The organism is Acidovorax kalamii (assembly GCF_002245625.1).
Lineage (GTDB): Bacteria > Pseudomonadota > Gammaproteobacteria > Burkholderiales > Burkholderiaceae_C > Acidovorax > Acidovorax kalamii.
The window spans coordinates 1-16,688 of the sequence record NZ_NOIG01000004.1 but is presented as its reverse complement, the minus strand read 5'-3'; the positions used below and the strand labels follow the sequence as shown (position 1 = coordinate 16,688).

Sequence of the window (16,688 nt, the reverse complement as noted above, 5' to 3'; positions counted from 1 at the left end):
ATGGGGTGTGGCGTTGCGTGGAGAAACGAGAGGCGTGCTCTCAGGGCATGGCCAGTGGCATCGATTGCTCGATCAGGCTCGCATGCAACGCAGAGCCCAACGGCAGGATGTCGTCGTTGAAGTCATAGCGGCTGTTGTGCAGCGCACTGCCGCTGGCCCCCGTGCCCTGGCCCAGGCGCAGGTAGGCGCCGGGGCGGGTCTGGAGCATGAAGGCGAAATCCTCGGCGCCCATGCTGGGTTCCAGGTCACGCACGACGTGGTCGGCGCCCAGCAGCGATTCGGCAACATCACCGGCAAAGAGGGCTTCGCTTTCGCTGTTGATGGTGGCCGGGTAGATGCGTTCGTAGTGCACGGTGGCCGTCGCGCCAAAGCCCAGGGCGATGGCATTGCACAGCTCCTTGAGGCGCTTTTCCACCATCTCCTGCACCACAGGATCGAACGTACGCACCGTGCCCACCAGCGTGGCAGAACCCGGCAGCACACTGAAGGCCCCCAGATCGCCCGCCTGCGCGGCACAGATGCTGACCACAGCGCTTTCGATGGGGCGCACATTGCGCGACACGATGGTCTGCGCCGCCGTGATAATGTGGGCCGCCACGACCATCACGTCCACGGTCTGGTAGGCGTGGGCGCCATGGCCGCCGCGACCGGTGATCTCGATGGTGAAGCGATCCGCAGCCGCCATCATGGGGCCCGAGTTGATGCCCACCGTGCCAGGCTTCATCGCAGGCCAGTTGTGCATGGCATAGATGGACTGCACCGGGAAGCGGTCAAACAGGCCGTCTTCCATCATCACGCGAGCACCCGCAAAACCTTCTTCGCCGGGCTGGAACACCAGCACGGCCGTGCCGTCGAAATTGCGGGTCTCCGCAAGATAGCGCGCAGCGCCCACCAGCATGGCAGTGTGGCCATCATGGCCACAACCATGCATCAGGCCGGGTTTGCACGACTTCCAGGAGAAGTCGTTGTGCTCGGCCAGAGGCAACGCATCCATATCGGCGCGCAGGCCGACCATGCTGCCGCTGGACGTGCTGCGCCCCCGGATCACACCCACCACACCGGTGCGCCCGATGCCCTCGTGGATCTCGTCCACACCGCAGAGCGCCAAGGCTTCCTTGACGCGTTTGCTGGTGTAGACCTCCTCGAACCCCAGCTCGGGGTGGGCGTGCAGATCACGCCGCAATGCCGTCAGCTCGGGATGGAACTGGGCGATATGTGCAAACGCCCGTCCACCCGCTTTGTATCGAAGCGACTGCATTTCAGTAGTCCACAGAGCTGCACGCAACCCACAATGCGTGAAACTGGCGCGGCCCAGGCCAGCGCCCCCGCGCAAGGGCCGCCCCGCCGCGCTGGGGGCGTCCCCTTCCCGCATTGCAACGCAATGCGAGAGAGGGGGAAGGCGCGAAGCGACTCAGGGGGAGCTTCATCTCTAGTGGCCTCCCGCCTTGCCCACGCGCAGGCGGGGGTCCACCGCAAAGTACAACAGATCCACCACCAGATTGATGACCACAAAAATCAGGGCAATCAGGCAGAGGTAGGCGGCCATCACAGGGATGTCGGCAAAGGTCACGGCCTGGATGAACAGCAGACCCATGCCCGGCCACTGGAACACGGTCTCGGTGATGATGGCAAACGCGATCAGGCCACCAAGCTGGAGGCCGGTGATGGTCATCACAGGCACCAGCGTGTTCTTGAGCGCATGGCCGAAGTGGATCGCCCGGTTGGACAGGCCCCGTGCGCGCGCAAACTTGATGTAGTCGGTGCGCAGCACCTCCAGCATTTCAGCCCGCACCAGCCGCATGATCAGCGTGAGCTGGAAGATCGCCAAGGTGACTGCCGGCAGGATGATGTGGTGCCAGCCCTTGGCCTTGAGCAGGCCTGTGCTCCACCACCCCATCTGAACCACTTCACCACGTCCAAAGCTGGGGAACCAGCCCAGGGTGACCGCAAACACCAGGATCAGCAGGATGCCGATCAGGAAGGTGGGCAGCGACACGCCCAGCAGAGAGATGGTCATGAACAGCTGGCTGGTGAAGGTGCCGCGCTTGAGGGCGGCATAGACCCCCATGGGCACGCCAATCACCAGGGCCAGGAAGGCAGCCACCAGGGCCAGCTCCAGCGTGGCGGGAAACCGCTCCGCGATCAGTCGCGAGACCTTCGCGCCCTGGCGCAGGCTCAGGCCGAATTCGCCTTGCGCTGCGTTCACCAGGAAGTGGCCAAACTGCACAAAAAAGGGTTTGTCCAGACCGAGTGAGGCGCGCAGCTCACGGATCTGTTCAGGGGTGGCATCCTGGCCCAGCAGGAACACCACGGGATCTCCCACATACTGGAACAGCATGAAGGAGATGAAGGCCACCGTGATCATGACAATCACAGCCTGGATCAGGCGGCGCAATATAAAGGCAAGCATCGGAGAGTCGAGTGAGTGTTCGATAGGAGCGCCGCAGCCACTTTTGATGGCCAGGGCGCCGGTGGGCGAAACGTCTTCAATCTAAGTCAAAAAAGAGCAAGGACCACAGGGCCCTTGCTCTCTTCAGGCTGAGGGAGATCAGTTCACCTTGACCGTACGCATGTCCACGCGGTTATCGGCGCGGTGGACCAGTTCCACGTTCTTCTTCATGGCCCATGGGATCACCTGGTCATGCAGCGGAATGTGAGACACCGTGTCGTTGGACAACTGCAGCGCTTCGGTCAACATGCGCGAGCGCACGGGCGCATCGGTTTCCGCCTTGATGCGATCCACCAGGTAGTCCATGCGCTGGTTGCTGTAGCGGCCCACGTTGTAGTTGCCGTCGCCACCCTGGCCCACAGTGCGCACCAGCGACTGCAGGCTGTACAGCGCGTCGAAGGTCGGCACGCCCCAGCCCAGCATGTAGATGCTGGCTTCGTAGCGCTGGATCATCGGGAAGTAGTTCACCAACGGCAGCGTGCGCAGCTTGGCCTTGACCCCCACGCGCGACCACATGGCGGTCACGGCCTGGCAGATGGCCTCATCGTTGATGTAGCGGTTGTTGGGGCAGGCAAAGTCCACTTCAAAACCATCGGGATAGCCCGCTTCGGCCAGCAGCTTCTTGGAAGCTTCCACGCTGTAGGGGAAACGCTTGCCCACCGCTTCGGTGTAACCCGCCACCTGGGGCGACACCAGGGTTCCCGTCGGCTTGCCCAGGCCGCGCATGATGTTGCGCGAGATCGTTTCCGCATCAATGGCCTGGTACAGCGCCTTGCGCACGCGCACGTCCTTGAGCGGATTCTTGCCCTTGATGTTGGAACCCGGGAGTTCTTCACGGAACTGGTCCATGCCGAGGAAGATGGTGCGGTTTTCCACACCGTCAATCACCTTGAGGTCAGGGCTGGCGCGCAGGCGGCCCAGATCCTGGGGCGTGGGGTCCAGCACCATGTCCACTTCGCCCGACAGCAGCGCCGCAATGCGTGTGGCGGCCGACTTGATGGGGGTGTAGACGATCTCGGTCACATTCCCGTCCATCTTGCCCCACCAGTTGGGGTTGCGCTTGAACACCATCTTCACATCGGGCTGCCACGAATCCAGCGTGTAGGGGCCCGTGCCCATGGCATTGCGGTGCGCAAAGTTTTCGTCCGTGCCCTTGATGTCCTTGGGCTCGACCGACTTGTTCTTTTCTGCCCATGCCTTGCTCATGATGCGCAGCTCGGTCATCTGGCGCAGCAGCACCGGATTGGGGGCCGACAGGATCACATCGAAAGTCTGGGCATCTACCTTGGCGACCTTGCTGATGCCCTGGACATAAGGCGTGAAGTTCGAGGTCTTGGCCATGGCACGCTGGATCGAATACACGGCATCGTCCGTGGTCAGCGTGGAACCATCATGGAACTTGACACCCTGACGCAAGGTAAAACGCACCTGCGTGGGGCTGACTTCCTTCCAGGCGGTTGCCAACACAGGCTCCACCTCAAATGTCTTGCTGTTGTAGTAAACCAGGCTCTCATACACGTTGGCGTGAATGCCATTTTGCAGGGCATTGTTTTGAGAGTGGATATCCCACGTGGCGATTTCTCCCTGGCTCGCCCATTTGAAGGGCTTGGCATGCACCACAGGTGCACACAACAGCGCGGCAGCTGCAGCCACCGACAAAAGACTGTATTTGAGTTTCATGGAACCCTCTTGAATAAAAGTTTTACTATGCAGTAATGATTGCTCTATAGCCAACGGGAAATCCCTGAATCCCGGGTACACCGAAGGGCCAATCCACGCTGCTTTCGGCAAGCATCCCATGCAAGGATGGTGCCAATCGGCTGACATCCTTTACCCCAAAGAGATTGCAGCTGAAATAGGGTTACAAGGGACCACAACCCGCAGCAACACAGGACCAACATCCCTCATGTGGCGCTCGAAGCACCAGAGCTTTCCCAACCTTGCCTCCAGCGCTCTGCACCATCTACAAACCCAAACAGCAGGGATCGAGGAACTACCACCTCCACACCATCAGAATTCATCACACAGCATTAGCAGCGCCACACCCAACAGCGATTCACACGTCGGTCACCGTAAATAAACAATACCCAAAACCAGCAACCCCAATCGCAGGATCCGCACAAGCAAAAAAAGCCGCCCGAAGGCGGCTTTTTCGCTTTTGTATCGACCACTGGCATAAGCCAGCGTAGATATTAGAAGCTGTGACGGATACCGAAGTCGTAACCGGTCGAGTTGCGGTTTGCAGCAGTCACGGAACCGTTCAGAGCTTGAGCAGCGCCGTTCTTGTTGCTCACGCGAGCGAACGTGGTGTACAGAGCGGTGCGCTTGGACAGGTTGTGCACGTAGCCCAGAGCGATCTTGTTCGAACGGGGATCAGCACCCACGGTGTCGATCTTGTACGTGGAGTAAGCCAGACGAACTTCGCCAGCGCCCACGGGGATCAGACCACCGATCAGGAAGCCAGTGCCTTCGTTGCCGTTCTTGATGTCGTCGTTGCTGTAGTGAGCCATGATCTTGGCCACGCCCAGATCGTACTGACCACCCAGGTTCCAGGACTTGATGTTGCCAGTCAGGAACTTGGTTTCGGAGAAGGCGATAGCGGCGTTGATGGGGCCGTTGGCATAGCCAGCGCGCAGAGCCAGGCCGTTGCCGTCCTTCTTGTTAGGCGTGCCGCTGTTGTTCTCACCCATGTAGTACTGGGCTTGACCGTAGAAGCCGCCCAGGTTGCCAGGCAGGAAGTAGCCAATAGCGTTCGAAGCGCGAACGGTGGTAGGGCCACCCAGGCTGGAGTTCAGGGTTTGGGTCGTGCCCACGCCGTTCGTGCCGAACGGATCGAACACAGTCAGGTTCCAGAATTGGGGGGTGTAATCACGGCCCAGACGCACTTCACCGAAGCCGCCGTTCAGGCTGACCGTCGAACGACGGTTGAAAGTCAGGCCGCCGCCGGTGCTGGTAGCTGCTTGGTTGTTGGTGTTGGTAACGCCGCCGGTGCCGTTGTCGTTGTTCACGCCAGCTTCGAGCCAGAACGAAGCGGACAGACCGCCACCCAGATCTTCAACGCCACGGAAACCCAGACGGCTGCTGTTGTAGCCGGAGTTCGTCAGTTGCGACTTGTTAGAGACGCTGCCGGAACCGTAGGCATAGGTTGCGTCAACCACGCCGAACAGGGTCACGGAAGATTGAGCCATTGCAGCGCCGGAAGCAGCCAGCACAGCCAGGGCAATCAGGGATTTTTTCATTGCGAGTTACTCCAAGGTTAAACATCGGGCTCCGGTACGGGGGGTCTATGGTGAAAGCACCTGCACAGTCCCGCCGGTTTCCCGGGCCAACCTCCTGGTGGGGAAGTTGCTCTTATTGCACCAGACCCGGCCAGGTTTCGCAAAGGAATTCACCCACAATCGCCCCGAAAGGGAAATTCCGTTGCAGTGTTGCAACATTCCAGTGCATGGGGGCAGAATCGCTCTTGGCCATGCAACTCCCGTGCCCCGCACATTGATTTTTTGTATCAAGGTGCAATTTGTGTTTCGGCACAACTTCGCACCCCAAGCTCTCCATGGACGCTTTTTTTACAGCTGCAGACAGCGCATTGCGCACCCTTTTTGCATCCCATCGGGCGGCCGAAAAGACGCCCGCCCATGGCATGGCCGAAGCCGCACTGGAGCCTAGCGAGAAGCGGCTTGCCGGCGCCCTGATGCGCGTGAACCACGTAGGCGAGGTGTGCGCACAGGCGCTTTACACCGCACAGGCCGCCGTGACCCGTGACCCCGCCTTGCGCGCGCACCTGCAAGAGGCGGCGCGCGAAGAAACCGACCATCTGGCCTGGACCCGGCAACGGCTGGACGCACTCGGCGCCCGGCCCAGCCTGCTCAACCCCCTGTGGTTTGCGGGCGCATTTGCCCTGGGCCTGGCGGCGGCCAAAGTGAGCGACCGGGCCAGCCTGGGGTTTGTGGTGGAAACGGAAAACCAGGTGGCCGCCCACCTGCAAAGTCACCTGGACCGGCTCCCGGAGCACGACCTCGCCTCCCGGGCTGTGGTGGCACGCATGAAAGACGACGAGGAACGACACGCCGCACAGGCCCGTGCATCCGGCGCGCTGGAGTTGCCCGCACCGGCGCGCCTGGCCATGAAGGCGGCGGCCAAGGTCATGACCACCACCGCCCATTACCTCTGAGCAGCAGCTTCCGGGACTTGACCGCCCCGGCAGGCCTCAGGCCTCCAGCACTTCGAACCCAGTGGTGATGTCCGCCGTTTTCCCCAGCATGATGCTGGCCGAGCAGTATTTGTCGTGGCTCATGGCAATGGCGCGCTCCACGGCCGCCGCCGGAATGCCCTTGCCGGTCACTGTGAAGTGCATGTGGATCTTGGTAAACACCTTGGGGTCGGTCTCGGCGCGCTCGGTGGTCAGCTTGACGCTGCAGCCACGCACATCATGGCGGCCGCGCTTGAGGATCAGCACCACGTCATAGGCCGTGCAGCCGCCCGTGCCCGCCAGCACGGTTTCCATGGGCCGGGGCGCCAGGTTCTGCCCGCCATTGGCAGGGTTGGCCGCATCCGGGGCGCCGTCCATGGTCAAAACATGGCCGCTGCCGGTTTCGGCTACAAACCCCATGCCCGAGCGGGTGCCCGCTCTGCCGGTCCAACTGACTGTGCATTCCATTTGTGTTTCTCCTGTGTGACACGTGGTTTTTTTCGCACGGAAAACCGAAACGAAAAGAATTTGATGCGAATTTTGCTGCATCGCAACAAGACTCGCGCTAAACTTAGCCCAAGCGCTGCCGCTTTCGAACGGAAAAGAAGCGGCAGACGGCAAGAAGCCCGGAACCCGGCACTTGCCCTGCACCGATTGTCTCCTCCATCTCCTCAAAGGATGGATTAGCCCCAGGCCTCACGGCCCGGGGCTTTTTTTTGGCTGAACCGGTCGTGTGGCGGGCCCCGCCGGCAAATCGGCCCACAAAAACCGACCCCCTATGATGTGGGCCCCGCCGCTGCCCCGTGGCGGCCCCACCTGCCCTGCCATGACCCAGAACCTCACCCCCGCCGACTACCTCAAGAAGATCCTGACCGCCCGCGTGTACGACGTGGCGGTGGAGTCGGCCCTGGAACCGGCCAAGAGCCTCAGCCGCCGCCTGCACAACAAGGTGCTTTTGAAACGCGAGGACCAGCAGCCCGTATTCAGCTTCAAGCTGCGTGGCGCCTACAACAAGATGGCGCACCTCACGTCTGAGCAGCTCCAGCGCGGCGTGATCTGCGCCTCGGCCGGCAACCATGCCCAGGGCGTGGCCATGAGCGCCCACAAGCTGGGTACGCGCGCAGTGGTTGTCATGCCCACCACCACGCCACAACTCAAGGTGGATGCCGTCAAGACGCTGGGTGGCGACGTGGTGCTGCACGGCGAAAGCTATTCCGACGCCTACGAGCACGCCGCCCGCCTGCAGAAGGAGCAGGGCCTGACCTTTGTGCACCCCTTTGACGACCCGCTGGTCATCGCGGGCCAGGGCACCATCGCCATGGAAATCCTGCGCCAGCTGCAAAGCCTGGGCAGCAACCAGCTCGACGCGGTGTTCGTCGCCATAGGAGGCGGCGGCTTGGTGTCCGGCGTGGCCAACTACATCAAGGCCGTGCGGCCCGAGATCAAGGTGATCGGCGTGCAGATGAACGACTCGGACGCGATGATCCAGTCCGTCAACGCCCACCAGCGCGTCACGCTGCCCGATGTGGGCCTGTTCTCCGACGGCACGGCCGTCAAGCTCGTGGGCGAGGAAACCTTCCGCGTGGCCCAGGGCCTGGTGGATGAATTCGTGACGGTGGACACCGACGCTGTCTGCGCCGCCATCAAGGACATCTTTGTGGACACGCGCAGCATCGTCGAGCCCGCAGGCGCCTTGGCCGTGGCCGCCATCAAACAATATGTGGCCAAGAACAAAACCAAGGGCGAGACCTACGCCGCCATCCTCTGCGGCGCCAACATGAACTTCGACCGCCTGCGCTTTGTGGCGGAACGCGCCGAGGTGGGCGAAGAGCGCGAAGCCCTGTTCGCCGTCACCATCCCCGAAGAGCGCGGCAGCTTCCGCCGCTTTTGCGAGGTGGTGGGCGGCCTGCCCGGCGGCCCGCGCAATGTGACCGAGTTCAACTACCGCATCAGCGACGCCGCCCAGGCCCATGTGTTTGTGGGCCTGACGACCAATGGCAAGGGCGAATCGGAAAAGATCGCCAAGAACTTCGGCCGCCACGGCTTCGAAGCGCTGGACCTGACGCACGACGAACTGGCCAAGGAGCATCTGCGCCACCTCGTGGGCGGCCACTCGGCGCTGGCGCAGGACGAACGCCTGATGCGCTTCACCTTCCCCGAACGGCCGGGCGCGCTGCTCAAGTTCCTGAGCCTGATGCAACCCACCTGGAACATCAGCCTGTTCCACTACCGCAACCAGGGCGCAGACTACGGCCGCATCCTCGTGGGCATGCAGGTGCCACCCGAAGACACCGCCACCTTCGACGCCTTCCTGGCCACGCTGGGCTACCCCTATGTGGAAGAGACGCTCAACCCGGCCTACCGGCTGTTCCTGCGCTCCAAATAATGCTCAAAATGGCCTTCACCGCCTGATAAAAGGGCGTTGATAGCTATCAAAACAGAAGCAAACCCCAACCCACCTACCGCACGCCATGCAAGCCCTGCGCCACTACCTGCTGGCCGTGCAGTTCTTCACCCGCATTCCCGTCACCGGGCGGCTGGCGGACTGGGTGGGCTACAGCCCCGCCATGCTGCGCGCCAGCGCCGCGCACTTCCCCGGCATCGGCTGGTTGGCAGCCCTGCTGGCGGCGGGGGTGTATGGCGGCCTGCACTGGGCGCTGGCCCCCAACCCCTTTGCCCCGGCCGTAGCCGCCGTGCTCAGCACCGTGGCCACCGTGCTCATGACGGGCGGTTTTCACGAAGATGGCCTGGCCGACGTGGCCGACGGCCTGGGCGGCAGCGCCCAGCGCGAACGTGCACTCGACATCATGAAAGACTCGCGCATCGGTGCCTTTGGCGCCATGGCACTGGTGCTGGCCCTGTTGTCCAAACTCAGCCTGCTCGCATTGCTGGGTGCGCACAGCCTGGCCGTCGCGTTGTCGGCCCTGGTCGGCGCGCATGTGCTGTCGCGGCTGTGGCCGCTGTTCATCGTGCGCAGCCTGCCGCATGTGGGCGACACGGCACGCTCCAAAAGCAAACCGCTGGCCGACCAGATATCGGGCGGCGCCCTCGCCACAGCCGTTGCATGGTGTTTTGTGCCGCTAGCGCTTGTCTGGCATGCCCAATCAACTATCTTCTTAATAGCATCCGTCACATTGAGCGCAGGAGCTGCCGCGTGGATGGGGCGCTGGTTTGCACGGCGCCTGCAGGGCTTTACCGGCGATTGCCTGGGCGCCACCCAGCAGGTCAGCGAAATCGGCTTCTACCTGGGCGCGGCGCTCGCCCTGCGCTGGGCATGACGCCCCACGCACCGGGCGCCCGCCTGTGGCTGGTGCGCCATGCCGCCCCCCAGGTGGCCCCGGGCACCTGCTATGGCGCGCTGGATATGCCCGCCGACCCGGCCGCCACCCAGGCCGCAGCGCGGCGCCTGGCCGCCGCCCTGCCCCCAGCGCCAGGGGTGTTTTGCTCGACGCTACAAAGATGTGAGCAGCTGGGGCAATACCTGAGAGCGGAAAGGCCCGATTTGGTTCCGATTCCTGACGTCCGGCTGCGCGAAATGGACTTTGGCGCCTGGGAGGGCCGGGCCTGGAACACCCTCGCCAAAGGCGACATCGATGCCTGGACGGAAGACTTCGCCCACCACGCGCCCGGCGGCGGCGAGCCCCTGTCCCACATGCTCGGCCGCGTGGCGCTGGCGCTGCAGGCGGCCCGCCACTGGAGCGCCCAGCATGCCGGGGCTGATGTCGTGTGGATCACCCACGCAGGCGTGGCGCGCTGCGTGGCCTGGCTGCAGCAGCATGGCGAAGGCGTGATGCCCCGGTCAGACAACTGGCCCGTGGCAGCCCCAGGCTGGGGCGAATGGGAAGTGCGGGATCTGGCCTGAGCCCAGGCTCACCACCAGGCGCCAGTGCCAGGCCTCAAAAGCGGGCTCAGTTCTTGAGCGGCATGTCCAGCGTCAGCGTGGCGGGCCCACCCATCTGGCCGCCCAGCTGTGCCTGCCGGGGGCCCAGCGCCTGCAGCACCAGACCCTCATCCACCGCAGCCCCCACACGGAAGGGCTTGGCGGGTTTGCCATCCACCGCGATCAGGGCCGCCCCGCCGCCGCTGCTGCGGCCCGACAGCACCCCGATCAGCGTGAAGCGGCTGGCCGCTGAGGCCACGGGCGCCACAGGCGCGGCGCCCGGCACCGACGGCTGGGCGCCCAGCAAACGCGCCAGGGCCTGGGCATCGGGCACCACAGGGGCTGGCGCCACCGCCGGACCCACTGCAGAGGCTGAGGGCGCCGACAGGCGCAGCCCCCAGAACACCACACTGGCACCGGCCACGGCCCAGAGCACCAGCGTGCCCAGACGGACGCCCCATTTGCTGTACGAATTGGTCACCATGCGGCGATTATGATTCACGCGATTCGACCCACCGAGAGAACGCCTGCAGTGAACACTTCCCTCCCCCTCCTCGTGCGCTCCGCCCCCCGCCGCCTGGCCCGTACCGTGGCCCGGGGCTTCACCCTCATCGAGCTGATGGTGGTGCTCGTCATCATCGGCGTGCTGGCCGCCCTCATCGTGCCCAACGTGCTGGAACGTGCCGACGACGCCCGCGTCACGGCTGCCCGCACCGACATCACCAACATCATGCAGGCGCTCAAGCTCTACCGCCTGGACAACCAGCGCTACCCCACGGCCGAGCAAGGCCTGCAGTCCCTGGTCATCAAGCCCAGCGCCGCCCCGGTGCCCGGCAACTGGAAGCTGTACCTGGAAAAGCTGCCCAACGACCCCTGGGGCCGCCCTTACCAGTATCTGAACCCCGGCATCAAGGGCGAGATCGACGTGATGTCGTTCGGCGCCGACGGCCAATCGGGCGGCGAAGGCAAGGACGCCGATATCGGCAGCTGGCAATAAATGGCCCCCACGGTCGCGCACTGCGTGTCGCTCCCTGCCCCCCGAGGGGGCCGGGCCTTGCTTGGGGCGGCCCGGCGCTGCGGCCGCACGCCTTCTAGAAACGCCGTGACCATTGCAACCAAGCGCCGCACCGGCCCATGAACCATTCACGCGGCTTCACCCTGTTAGAGCTGCTGGTGGTCCTCAGCATCGTCGCGCTGGCCACCGCCGGTGCGGGCCTGGCCATGCGCGACAGCGGGCAGACGCAGCTGGAGCGCGAGGCCGCGCGGCTGGCTGCGCTGCTCGAATCCGCACGCGCGCAGTCGCGCGCCGGGGGCCTGCCCGTGCGCTGGCGCGCTCTGCCCCAGGGGTTCCGGTTCGAAGGTCTGCCGCCCAGCGCCCAGGCGGCGCTGCCCAACCAGTGGCTGGACAGCGGCACCACCGTGCGCGGCCCGGCCGTGCTGCAGCTGGGGCCCGAGCCCCTGATTGGTCCGCAGCATGTGCTGATCACCCACCAGGCGCACCCTGAGCGGGTCTTGCGCATCGCCACCGATGGCGTGCGCCCGTTTTCTGTGGACGCGGTGCAGTGACCCCCCACCGCCTTCACATCCGACACCGCGGTTTCACGCTGGTGGAAGTGCTGGTGGCGCTGGCCATCGTGGCCATTGCGCTCATGGCGGGGCTGCAGGCCACCTCGGCACTCACGCGCAACGCGCTGCGGCAGTCCGACATCGTGCTGGCCCAGCTCTGCGCCGAGAACGAGCTGGTGCGCGCAAGGCTCTCGCGCCAGATGCCCAGCGTGGGCGACAGCACCCAGCCCTGCGAGCAGGCCGGGCGCCAGCTGCAGGTGCTGACCGTCGTGCGCCCCACACCCAATCCGAGCTTCCGGCGCATCGACGCCCAGGTGCTGGATGGCGAGAACTCCATCCTGCGCATCTCCACCATCATCGGAAGGTATTGATGGAACACCCCCCTGAGGCCCTGCGGGCCTTCCCCCCGCTCTCGCATTGCTGCGCAATGCGGGCAGGGGGACGCCGCCAGCGCGGCGGGGCGGCCCTTGCGCGGCGTCCGCTGGCCTGGGCCGCGCCAGTTGCTCAGGCCTCGCGCCGGCGCCTCGGCAGTGGGGGCACGGCCCCGCGCGGCTTCACCCTGGTCGAGCTGCTGCTGGCGATTGCCGTGATGAGCCTGCTGGCCATCCTGAGCTGGCGCGGGCTCGACGGCATGGTGCGGGCGCAGGAGATCACACGCCAGCGGGCCGATGAGATGCTGGTGCTGCAGGCCGCCCTGGGCCAGTGGGGCACCGACCTGGATGCGCTGATGCCCATCGCCAACACCACACCGCTGGACTGGGACGGCCAGGTGCTGCGCCTCACGCGCCGCAGCAGTGCCGTGCCCGACGAGGGCGCGCTGGTGGTGGCCTGGACACGCCGCAACACCAACACGGGCGGCCAGTGGCTGCGCTGGCAGTCGCCTCCGGTGCGCACCCGCGCAGACTGGCAGCAGGCCTGGCAGCAGGCGGCCCAATGGGCGCGCACACCGGGTGATGCCGAACGGCGCTACGAAGTGGCGCTGCTGCCGCTTGAAAACTGGCAAATCTTCTATTACCGGGGCGGCGCCTGGTCCAATCCGCTGTCCAGCACCGGCACCACGCCGGGCGACAGCTCGGCGGCGGTCCCCGATGGCGTGCGCCTGCAGATCACGCTGCCGCCCGGCCAGGCGCTGGCGGGCCAGCTCACGCGCGACTGGGTCAACCCGGTGCTGGGGGGAGGCAGATCGTGAGTCCCCCCCTGAGCGGCTGCGCCGCATCCCCCCAGGGGGACGCCACCCGTGGCCTTGCAAAGCCAGCTCCACGGTGGCACTCGCTGTTGCAGCGCCCATTGCACAGGCACAGGGCGCGCGGTGCCGCGCTGCTCGCCGCCATGCTCACCGTCACCCTGGTGGCCACGTTCGCCGCCGCCGCCATGTGGCAGCAGTGGCGCGCGGTGGAGGTCGAGACGGCCGAGCGAGGCCGGGTGCAGTCCACCTGGATCCTGATTGGCGCACTCGACTGGTCGCGCCTGATCCTGCGCGAAGACGGGCGCTCGGGCGGCGCAGACCACCTGGCCGAGCCCTGGGCCGTGCCGCTGGAGGAAGCCCGGCTGTCCACCTTTCTGGCCGCCGAAAACAACGTGAGCCAGGTCGATGACGCCAGCACCGACACCACCGAGGCGTTTCTGTCGGGCCAGATCACCGACATGCAGGGCCGCCTGAACATCACCAACCTGGCCGAGGGCGGGCAGGTGCAGGCCGTGGCGCTGCGGCAGTTCACCCGCCTGTTCGAACGCCTGGGCCTGCCCCCGCAGCAGCTCACGCGGCTGGTGGACGGCCTGCGCCGGGCACAGGCGGGCGTGGGCAGCGACGGCAATACCGCGCCGCTGCTGCCCCCTACCATCAGCCAGCTGACATGGCTGGGCCTGAGCCCGGCCACCGTGGCCACCCTGGCCCCCCATGTCACCCTGCTACCGGTGCGCACGCCGGTCAACCTGAACACCGCCGGCATCGACGTGCTGATGGCCGCCATCGACGGGATGGACAGCGCCACTGCGCAGAAGATGGTGCAGGCGCGCGAGGCCCGCCATTTCCGCACCCTCAGCGAGGTGCGCGACCTGGTGGGCGCCAGCATCGACATTCCCGACGGCAGCCTTGCCGTGGCCTCGTCTTACTTTGAAGTGCGGGGCCGCCTGCGCCTGGGCGATGCGATGGTGGACGAACGCTCGCTGGTGCGCAAACAGGGCATCGACGTGACCACGCTGTGGCGCGAGCGGGGCGCGTTTGACCGCGAAAACACCCTGGCCACGGCGCCACTCCCGCGATGAGCTGCAGCACATTGGCGACACCCGCGCAGCGACTGGCTGCCAGTGTCAAGTCCGCCCCCTAAAATGGTCCGCAAAACCTGCCCATGAGCACCCTCATCCTTTTCCTGCCGCCGGTCCGTCCGGGCCCCACCACCGAGTACGGCTACACGCTGACGGCAGACGGCCACACCGCCCTTCGCCACGCCACTGCGCCTGCCGCCCTGCTGCCTGAGCCCACCCGCCCCGGGGGCGAGGTGGTGGCCGTGGTGCCCGCCCGCTCGCTGTCGTGGCAGCGGGTGCAGATGCCCGCCGGTGTGCCCCTGGGCGCAGGCCAGCAGACACCCCGGCTGCGCTCGGTGCTCGAAGGCCTGCTCGAAGACCGCCTGCTGGACGACGCCACCCAGCTGCACTTTGCATTGCAGCCTGGCGCCCACGGCGTGGCCCAGGGCGGCGAGCCTGTGTGGGTGGCCGTGTGCGACCGCACCTGGCTGCGCGAGAACCTGCAGGCGCTGGAAGCCGCTGGCCGCCGCGTGTCCCGCGTGGTGCCTGAATTTGCCCCCGGCCCCACAGCCAGCGGCGGCCCTGAACTCTGCGCGCTGGGCACACCGGAAGAAGCCTTTGTCGTGCTCACCGGCCAGGGCGCCGACCAGGGCGTGGCCGTGTTGCCCCTGACGCCCATGGCCCTGGCGCTGGCCCGTGCAGGCGCTCCCGTGGGCGATGCTGTGGCCGCACAAGACAACAGCAACGCCCTGCCGGTGCGTGCTGAGCCCGCCGTGGCCGCTTTGGCCGAACGCACGCTGGGCCAGCAAGGCCAACGCATTGCGCTGCACACCGCCAGCCAGCGCGCCCTGGATGCCGCCCGGGGCGACTGGGACCTGGCCCAGTTCGACCTGGCCAGCACCGGCCGCACCCGGGCCCTGCGCAAGGCGGGCAGTGCACTGAGCGCGCTGCTGAACGCGCCCCAATGGCGCGCCGCGCGCTGGGGTGTGGGGCTGCTGGTGGTGGCCCACCTGGTGGGCCTCAACGCCTGGGCCTGGCAAGAGCGCCAGGCGCTGGCCGCCAAGCAGGTCGCCGTGCGCACTGCGCTCACCCAGACCTTCCCCAAGGTGCAGGTGGTGGTTGATGCGCCCGTGCAGATGGAGCGCGAACTGGCCCAGCTGCGGCAGGCTGCGGGCAGCGCGTCGGCCCGCGACCTGGAGCCCCTGCTTGCCGCCGCCGGGGCGGCACTGCCCAGCCTGGAGCAACAGGGCCGCCAGCCCACCAGCATCGAATACACCCCCGGCGAGCTGCGCCTGCGCGGCGTGACGCTGGCCCCTGACGAAGAAGCCGCGCTCTCGGCCCGCCTGCAGGCTGCGGGCTACCGGGCCCGGCTGGACGATGGCAGCCTGCTGCTGCGCACCGAGGTGAGCCCATGAGTCCCCCCATCCCAGAGTCGGCACTGAAAGCCCGCTGGCACGCGCTGGCCCCCCGTGAACAGAACCTTGTGCTGGCCGCCGCCGCCCTGGTGGGCCTGGCCCTGCTGTGGTGGGTGGCCGTCGCCCCTGCGCTGGCCACCCTGCGAGCTGCCCCCGCGCGCCATGCGGCGCTCGACGCCCAGTTGCAGCGCATGCTCAGCCTGCAGGCCGAAGCCCAGCAGCTGCAGGCCGCACCCGCCACCAGCCCCGGCGATGCCGTCGGCGCCTTGCGCGCCGCCCTCACGCAGCGCCTGGGCACCACGGCCCAGCTCAATGTGGTGGGTGACCGCGCCACCATCACCCTCAAAGGTGCATCGGCCGATGCGCTGGCGCAGTGGCTGGCCCAGGCTCGCAGCAATGCCCGCGCCACCCCCGTCGAGGCCCGCCTGACCCGCAGCGCCACCGCCGCCACGCCCGCAGGCCAAACCCCGGTCACCCTGGGCCGCCCCGTGGTGGCCATGCCCCGCTGGGACGGCACGCTGGTGCTGGCCCTGCCCACGGCACCCAACCGGTGAACCCGGTGAGCCCCTTGAATCGCCCCGCCACTGTGAACCGATCCCCACGCACGCACCGCAACCCCCGAGGCCGCACGGCCACGGCCGCCGCCCCCCGCCCCGCCTGGGGCTGGGCCCTGGTGGGCGCCGTAGCCGGTGTGCTGCCCGCCGTGGTCGCGTTTGCGCCCGCGCACTGGCTGGCCAGCGGCGTGGCACGCGCCACCCAGGGGCAGGTGCAGCTGCTGCAGGCACGCGGCACGGTCTGGACCGGCTCGGCCCAGCTGGTGCTGACCGGTGGCGCCGCCAGCCGCGACAGCGCCGCCCTGCCCGGCAGCGTGGACTGGCAGCTGCGCCCCAACTTCGATGGCCTGCGCGTGCAGCTGCACGCCGCCTGCTGCACCCCCGCCCCCTT

At 66.4% G+C, this 16,688-nt stretch carries 17 protein-coding genes and 1 pseudogene; 12 read left to right on the top strand and 6 right to left on the bottom strand.

Annotated elements, in window-relative coordinates; all coding sequences use genetic code 11:
* Positions 1-40 precede the first annotated feature (40 nt).
* The 4 genes from CBY09_RS03155 to CBY09_RS03140 form a co-directional block, all read right to left on the bottom strand.
* Positions 41-1,258, bottom strand: coding sequence for a M20 aminoacylase family protein (locus CBY09_RS03155; RefSeq protein WP_094286364.1), 1,218 nt, complete (start codon positions 1,256-1,258; stop codon positions 41-43).
* A 171-nt stretch (positions 1,259-1,429) separates the two neighbouring features.
* Positions 1,430-2,410: an ABC transporter permease gene (locus CBY09_RS03150; protein WP_094286361.1), complete on the bottom strand. Its 981-nt coding sequence runs from the start codon at positions 2,408-2,410 to the stop codon at positions 1,430-1,432.
* A gap of 138 nt (positions 2,411-2,548) precedes the next feature.
* Positions 2,549-4,129, bottom strand: a complete 1,581-nt coding sequence (locus CBY09_RS03145; protein WP_094286359.1) for an ABC transporter substrate-binding protein — start codon at positions 4,127-4,129, stop codon at positions 2,549-2,551.
* Positions 4,130-4,641: 512 nt separating this feature from the next.
* A complete protein-coding gene (locus CBY09_RS03140; protein WP_094286357.1) occupies positions 4,642-5,688 on the bottom strand; it encodes a porin in 1,047 nt (348 codons plus the stop codon).
* Positions 5,689-6,002: 314 nt separating this feature from the next.
* Between CBY09_RS03140 and coq7 the strand changes: the two genes are divergently transcribed.
* On the top strand, positions 6,003-6,620 hold the full coding sequence (gene coq7 / locus CBY09_RS03135) for a 2-polyprenyl-3-methyl-6-methoxy-1,4-benzoquinone monooxygenase (RefSeq protein ID WP_094286355.1): 618 nt from the start codon (positions 6,003-6,005) through the stop codon (positions 6,618-6,620).
* 36 nt (positions 6,621-6,656) lie between these two features.
* Here coq7 and CBY09_RS03130 read toward each other — a convergent pair whose 3' ends face one another.
* The gene (locus CBY09_RS03130; protein ID WP_094286352.1) at positions 6,657-7,106 is read right to left on the bottom strand and encodes an OsmC family protein; all 450 of its coding nucleotides are present in this window, start codon (positions 7,104-7,106) and stop codon (positions 6,657-6,659) included.
* A 358-nt stretch (positions 7,107-7,464) separates the two neighbouring features.
* On the opposite strand from CBY09_RS03130, the gene ilvA reads away from it, so the two are divergent.
* The 3 genes from ilvA (at position 7,465) to CBY09_RS03115 (ending at position 10,500) form a co-directional block, all read left to right on the top strand.
* Positions 7,465-9,024 (top strand): threonine ammonia-lyase, biosynthetic, encoded by a 1,560-nt coding sequence (gene ilvA / locus CBY09_RS03125; RefSeq protein WP_094287941.1) that lies wholly within the window; start codon positions 7,465-7,467, stop codon positions 9,022-9,024.
* An 85-nt stretch (positions 9,025-9,109) separates the two neighbouring features.
* Positions 9,110-9,916 (top strand): adenosylcobinamide-GDP ribazoletransferase, encoded by an 807-nt coding sequence (locus CBY09_RS03120; protein ID WP_094286350.1) that lies wholly within the window; start codon positions 9,110-9,112, stop codon positions 9,914-9,916.
* The gene (locus CBY09_RS03115; RefSeq protein WP_094286348.1) at positions 9,913-10,500 is read left to right on the top strand and encodes a histidine phosphatase family protein; all 588 of its coding nucleotides are present in this window, start codon (positions 9,913-9,915) and stop codon (positions 10,498-10,500) included. Before CBY09_RS03120 ends, CBY09_RS03115 begins: the two co-directional genes overlap by 4 nt.
* Positions 10,501-10,546: 46 nt before the next feature.
* Here CBY09_RS03115 and CBY09_RS03110 read toward each other — a convergent pair whose 3' ends face one another.
* Positions 10,547-11,002: a type II secretion system protein N gene (locus tag CBY09_RS03110; protein ID WP_094286347.1), complete on the bottom strand. Its 456-nt coding sequence runs from the start codon at positions 11,000-11,002 to the stop codon at positions 10,547-10,549.
* A gap of 48 nt (positions 11,003-11,050) precedes the next feature.
* Between CBY09_RS03110 and gspG the strand changes: the two genes are divergently transcribed.
* From gspG to CBY09_RS03070, 8 genes and pseudogenes are all read left to right on the top strand, one after another.
* Positions 11,051-11,515 (top strand): type II secretion system major pseudopilin GspG, encoded by a 465-nt coding sequence (gspG, locus tag CBY09_RS03105; RefSeq protein ID WP_063460098.1) that lies wholly within the window; start codon positions 11,051-11,053, stop codon positions 11,513-11,515.
* A gap of 137 nt (positions 11,516-11,652) precedes the next feature.
* Positions 11,653-12,084, top strand: a complete 432-nt coding sequence (locus CBY09_RS03100; RefSeq protein WP_094286343.1) for a prepilin-type N-terminal cleavage/methylation domain-containing protein — start codon at positions 11,653-11,655, stop codon at positions 12,082-12,084.
* Positions 12,081-12,455 (top strand): type II secretion system minor pseudopilin GspI, encoded by a 375-nt coding sequence (gene gspI, locus CBY09_RS03095; RefSeq protein ID WP_094286341.1) that lies wholly within the window; start codon positions 12,081-12,083, stop codon positions 12,453-12,455. Before CBY09_RS03100 ends, gspI begins: the two co-directional genes overlap by 4 nt.
* Positions 12,455-13,273 carry a PulJ/GspJ family protein gene (locus tag CBY09_RS03090; RefSeq protein ID WP_205734083.1) on the top strand — a complete coding sequence of 273 codons (819 nt, stop codon included), beginning with the start codon at positions 12,455-12,457 and terminating at the stop codon, positions 13,271-13,273. The genes gspI and CBY09_RS03090 overlap by 1 nt, the downstream gene beginning before the upstream one ends.
* A gap of 98 nt (positions 13,274-13,371) precedes the next feature.
* On the top strand, positions 13,372-14,349 hold the full coding sequence (gspK, locus tag CBY09_RS03085) for a type II secretion system minor pseudopilin GspK (protein ID WP_276208240.1): 978 nt from the start codon (positions 13,372-13,374) through the stop codon (positions 14,347-14,349).
* Positions 14,350-14,432: 83 nt separating this feature from the next.
* Positions 14,433-15,743, top strand: coding sequence for a type II secretion system protein GspL (gspL, locus tag CBY09_RS03080; protein WP_094286337.1), 1,311 nt, complete (start codon positions 14,433-14,435; stop codon positions 15,741-15,743).
* The gene (gene gspM, locus CBY09_RS03075; protein WP_094286335.1) at positions 15,740-16,297 is read left to right on the top strand and encodes a type II secretion system protein GspM; all 558 of its coding nucleotides are present in this window, start codon (positions 15,740-15,742) and stop codon (positions 16,295-16,297) included. Before gspL ends, gspM begins: the two co-directional genes overlap by 4 nt.
* A 32-nt stretch (positions 16,298-16,329) precedes the next feature.
* Positions 16,330-16,688 (top strand): annotated as a pseudogene (locus tag CBY09_RS03070) (type II secretion system protein N); the annotation flags it as partial.

Coding starts and splice junctions, on each gene's coding strand:
- CBY09_RS03155 (WP_094286364.1), bottom strand. CDS start 1,258: ATGCAGTCGCTTCGATACAAAGCGGGTGGACGGGCGTTTGCACATATC.
- CBY09_RS03150 (WP_094286361.1), bottom strand. CDS start 2,410: ATGCTTGCCTTTATATTGCGCCGCCTGATCCAGGCTGTGATTGTCATG.
- CBY09_RS03145 (WP_094286359.1), bottom strand. CDS start 4,129: ATGAAACTCAAATACAGTCTTTTGTCGGTGGCTGCAGCTGCCGCGCTG.
- CBY09_RS03140 (WP_094286357.1), bottom strand. CDS start 5,688: ATGAAAAAATCCCTGATTGCCCTGGCTGTGCTGGCTGCTTCCGGCGCT.
- coq7 (WP_094286355.1), top strand. CDS start 6,003: ATGGACGCTTTTTTTACAGCTGCAGACAGCGCATTGCGCACCCTTTTT.
- CBY09_RS03130 (WP_094286352.1), bottom strand. CDS start 7,106: ATGGAATGCACAGTCAGTTGGACCGGCAGAGCGGGCACCCGCTCGGGC.
- ilvA (WP_094287941.1), top strand. CDS start 7,465: ATGACCCAGAACCTCACCCCCGCCGACTACCTCAAGAAGATCCTGACC.
- CBY09_RS03120 (WP_094286350.1), top strand. CDS start 9,110: ATGCAAGCCCTGCGCCACTACCTGCTGGCCGTGCAGTTCTTCACCCGC.
- CBY09_RS03115 (WP_094286348.1), top strand. CDS start 9,913: ATGACGCCCCACGCACCGGGCGCCCGCCTGTGGCTGGTGCGCCATGCC.
- CBY09_RS03110 (WP_094286347.1), bottom strand. CDS start 11,002: ATGGTGACCAATTCGTACAGCAAATGGGGCGTCCGTCTGGGCACGCTG.
- CBY09_RS03100 (WP_094286343.1), top strand. CDS start 11,653: ATGAACCATTCACGCGGCTTCACCCTGTTAGAGCTGCTGGTGGTCCTC.
- CBY09_RS03090 (WP_205734083.1), top strand. CDS start 12,455: ATGGAACACCCCCCTGAGGCCCTGCGGGCCTTCCCCCCGCTCTCGCAT.
- gspL (WP_094286337.1), top strand. CDS start 14,433: ATGAGCACCCTCATCCTTTTCCTGCCGCCGGTCCGTCCGGGCCCCACC.
- gspM (WP_094286335.1), top strand. CDS start 15,740: ATGAGTCCCCCCATCCCAGAGTCGGCACTGAAAGCCCGCTGGCACGCG.